5 protein-coding genes are annotated in these 3,190 nt (G+C 41.0%); all 5 read right to left on the bottom strand.

Features of this window, described 5'->3' with window-relative positions:
- Positions 1 to 363, bottom strand: a 363-nt coding sequence (locus tag MHN01_RS22020; RefSeq protein WP_239413447.1) for a pyruvate formate lyase family protein, incomplete at its 3' end; no start/stop codon positions are given.
- Positions 364 to 428: 65 nt separating this feature from the next.
- Positions 429 to 1,883 (bottom strand): aldehyde dehydrogenase family protein, encoded by a 1,455-nt coding sequence (locus tag MHN01_RS22015; protein ID WP_239413446.1) that lies wholly within the window; start codon positions 1,881 to 1,883, stop codon positions 429 to 431.
- A gap of 180 nt (positions 1,884 to 2,063) precedes the next feature.
- Positions 2,064 to 2,414 carry a BMC domain-containing protein gene (locus MHN01_RS22010; protein ID WP_075765468.1) on the bottom strand — a complete coding sequence of 117 codons (351 nt, stop codon included), beginning with the start codon at positions 2,412 to 2,414 and terminating at the stop codon, positions 2,064 to 2,066.
- A 31-nt stretch (positions 2,415 to 2,445) separates the two neighbouring features.
- Positions 2,446 to 2,997, bottom strand: coding sequence for a BMC domain-containing protein (locus tag MHN01_RS22005; protein ID WP_160658397.1), 552 nt, complete (start codon positions 2,995 to 2,997; stop codon positions 2,446 to 2,448).
- A 12-nt stretch (positions 2,998 to 3,009) separates the two neighbouring features.
- Positions 3,010 to 3,183: a biotin/lipoyl-containing protein gene (locus tag MHN01_RS24765; RefSeq protein WP_370646543.1), complete on the bottom strand. Its 174-nt coding sequence runs from the start codon at positions 3,181 to 3,183 to the stop codon at positions 3,010 to 3,012.
- Positions 3,184 to 3,190 lie beyond the last annotated feature (7 nt).

The following is a 3,190-nucleotide window of genomic DNA, read 5'->3' as shown; positions in this document are numbered from 1 at the left end:
AACAATCAGTTCATTATCCTGAATGACCAGAGGTGCGGTTTCACAGTTGCGAAGAAAGCTTTTACTGCGTAAAAGAGCCGGTGGCATACCGATATTTTCTTTGTATACATCAGTAATAATACGTGCACGGTTAATACTGATAGACGGGACATGTTTTAAGAATTTTTCTTTTAGTTTGACATGTCTTTCTGTAGGGCCATCAGGAATTGTTGTACCAACTGGCATTACCTTTGACTCGGAAGCTGGTTGAGAAAACACTTCTTTCGATACATTCTGGAAAATTTGCTTTAACGAATTACGATCAGCTTCTGATAAGTTTTTAGTTGCTTCTTCAAGTTTATTGGCAAAACCCGCAAGATCCATAATCTTTCACCTTAATACTAGGTTATTGTTTAACGTCAAATATCTAATCTATGCTTTTATACTATTTAACTATTTTGTATCGCTCTAAGCGCTTCCTGAATTACTTTCTGGACAGAATCAATAGAACTTTCCTCGCATTGAGGTTTTGATTCTTGCTTAAAGAGAGAATTATCGACCTGTCGCACACCATAGCCAACTTTTCTTATATAGGTTAAATTACTTGGAGATATATTATCTGCCGTCATCCCTAGCCCATAAGTTCTATTTGCAAGTGACATTGAAGGCGTCAAGTTTGTAGTTAAACCGATCCCACCAAAAGAGGCAGGTGTATTAACTAATAATCTCCCCACCGGTTTTCTTAGAGCAAAAAGTGAGATAACTTCTTCATCATTAGAGTGGATGGTTAGCGTATGTGCATTGCGTACATGAAGTAGTAATTCGATACATTTTTCGCACGCGTGCATCCAATCATCTTCAACATAGTAAGCAAGTACAGGTGCTAGAAGTTCTTTAGAATAAGGGTCGTCCTTAGTGACATATTTACGCTCTGAAACTAAAAGGCGAACGCTGTCAGGAACAGAGAAATTGGCTCTTTTAGCCAACTGTTTGGCTGAAACACCGACCATCCCTAGTCTATGCTTTCCAGTCTCTGAGAATAGTAGTTCTGCAAGTGCGCATGACTCTTCTTCCGTCATGAAATAGGCACCTTGCTCTTGCATTAGTGAGCGTACTTGAGGCTCTATGCACTCATCAACTATAATCGAGTGCTCTGCAGAAGGAGATATTCCATTGTCGAAAACCTTACTAGAAACAATATCTTGAACTGCTTGGCGAACATCAGCACTTCGTTCGATAAAGGCAGGGCCATTTCCGGTTCCACTATATATGACGGGCTTTCCTGAGCGGCGCCCTAACTCAGCCATACCAGGAACGCCTGAAAGCAAAATCAGAGCGGTATCAGGGTGGTTTAATAACTCTTTTGTCCCTTCTTTTGTCACTGTATCCATGTAGGATAGCGATCCGTTTGGCAAACCACTTTTTTCAGCGGCCTCGATCATGCAATCAAGAGCAGCTTTTATACATTTAGTTGCGTGCGGGTGAGGAGAAAAAACAATGCTATTACCTGATTTTATGGCAATAAGTGCCTTATAGATGGTCGTTGAGACCGGACTGGTTACCGGAGATAACCCGACTAAAACACCAAAGGGTATACCTATATCCAATGTGCGCAGTTCTTCATCTTTCGAGATCACGCCAACGCATTTTAGTGAGCGTAAATGTGTTAAAACCTGCTGAGTAACAAACAGATTTTTTTGAACTTTATCTTGCCAACGCCCATAGCCTGTCTCTTCGAAAGAGAGCTTTGCTAAGCTTTCAATTTGCTTTGAAACACTACCAACCATAGCCTCGACAATGGCATCAAGTTTTTCTTGAGAAAATAACGCTAACTCTTTTTGTGCACTAGCTGCATTTTCCATAAGAACCCTTGATTCTTGTATGGAAACTAAATCCTTATCCATTATCATGATTAGCACCGCCTAGTTGCAGATTTACTTTGTTTTATTCTTGCTTTAAATACCAGCCTACCTTTCCTCTTTAGGGGAAGGTCAATATATCCCCCTTTTAAATAGAGAAAAGTGTTAAGTGAAACAGGTCTAATTTTGCTTTTTAAAAACGGTGTTACGAAACATCAAGCCGGCTTACATTTGCGTCATAGAAACACAGTCATAATTTAACTTTTCGGTAAAATAGTTGATCACTTCTTGAATAGCAGTCTCAACACTAGATACATCGCCTGTTATCATAAGAGAGCCATCTGAACGTTCTAAAAAACCAATATTTACTGCCACAGTTTTCGTTGCAACATCAGCAGCAATAATTACACCTTCACATGGTGTGATATTCATAATTCCAATAGCGTTACCTTTCTCTTTATCGAGATCTAACACATTGAAAAGTTCAGGTTGAGGGTTAGAAATAACATGAGCCAGGGTAATTTGTTTACCTGGAACATGCTCCTGAATTATACGTTGTTTCATTTCTTCATACATGAAGATGTACCTTTCTGGAGCTCAGAAGTTATTAAACAATATATTTATGCAGATCCTGGCTAGGAGCTGGAATAACTACATGACTCAATACTGGTCCGGACTCACCAACACCTGTCACACCCGCTTCTACCGCCGCCTGTACTGACGACACATCACCAGACAAAATAACAAATGCTTTACCCGCTAACCCTGCGGCGAAACGAATATCCAGAACCTGAACATTTGCGGCTTTTGCTGCTGCGTCAGCAGCTAAGATACACCCTGCACAGGTGTACACTTCAATGACACCAAGAGCAGCCATATCATTCGCTTCAGGAACACCTTGAAGAGCAGACGCGACTGAGTGATGTACCCGAGGAATAATGAATCGATCGACTACCATGGAAGAACCAATCATACAGCCCGATTCAACACTACTCGTCACTGCCGAAGTGTCCCCCGCAATAACAATCAGATAACGACCAGGACAGGTTGTTTTGGCCATAACTAGCTCCACACTAGCGGCTTTGATCATCGCGTCTGCTACTTGAATACCTACGGCTACACTGTTGAGTTCAACACAACCTATTGTTTGCAATCGCATAAAATTCACCTATTAACTTCTAATTGTTATTACATTGTTTGCTATGGCAGACACCACACCAGAGATGCTCGAATGTATTCTTGCGCTCATGCTACCGTCTGGGATCTCACCAATACACTGTCCCTTTTCTACGCTATCGCCAATTTTTACGATGCAATTAGCATGAGCACCAATATGCTGGGACAATGGGATA

It is taken from the genome of Photobacterium sp. OFAV2-7, assembly GCF_022347985.1.
In the GTDB taxonomy this organism is placed as follows: Bacteria; Pseudomonadota; Gammaproteobacteria; order Enterobacterales; family Vibrionaceae; genus Photobacterium.
This window is presented reverse-complemented; position numbering and strand designations above follow the sequence as displayed.

What these genes read in the sequence shown, in the direction of transcription:
- MHN01_RS22005 (WP_160658397.1), bottom strand. Translation starts at nt 2,997, where the DNA reads ATGCGATTGCAAACAATAGGTTGTGTTGAACTCAACAGTGTAGCCGTA.
- MHN01_RS22010 (WP_075765468.1), bottom strand. Translation starts at nt 2,414, where the DNA reads ATGTATGAAGAAATGAAACAACGTATAATTCAGGAGCATGTTCCAGGT.
- MHN01_RS22015 (WP_239413446.1), bottom strand. Translation starts at nt 1,883, where the DNA reads ATGGATAAGGATTTAGTTTCCATACAAGAATCAAGGGTTCTTATGGAA.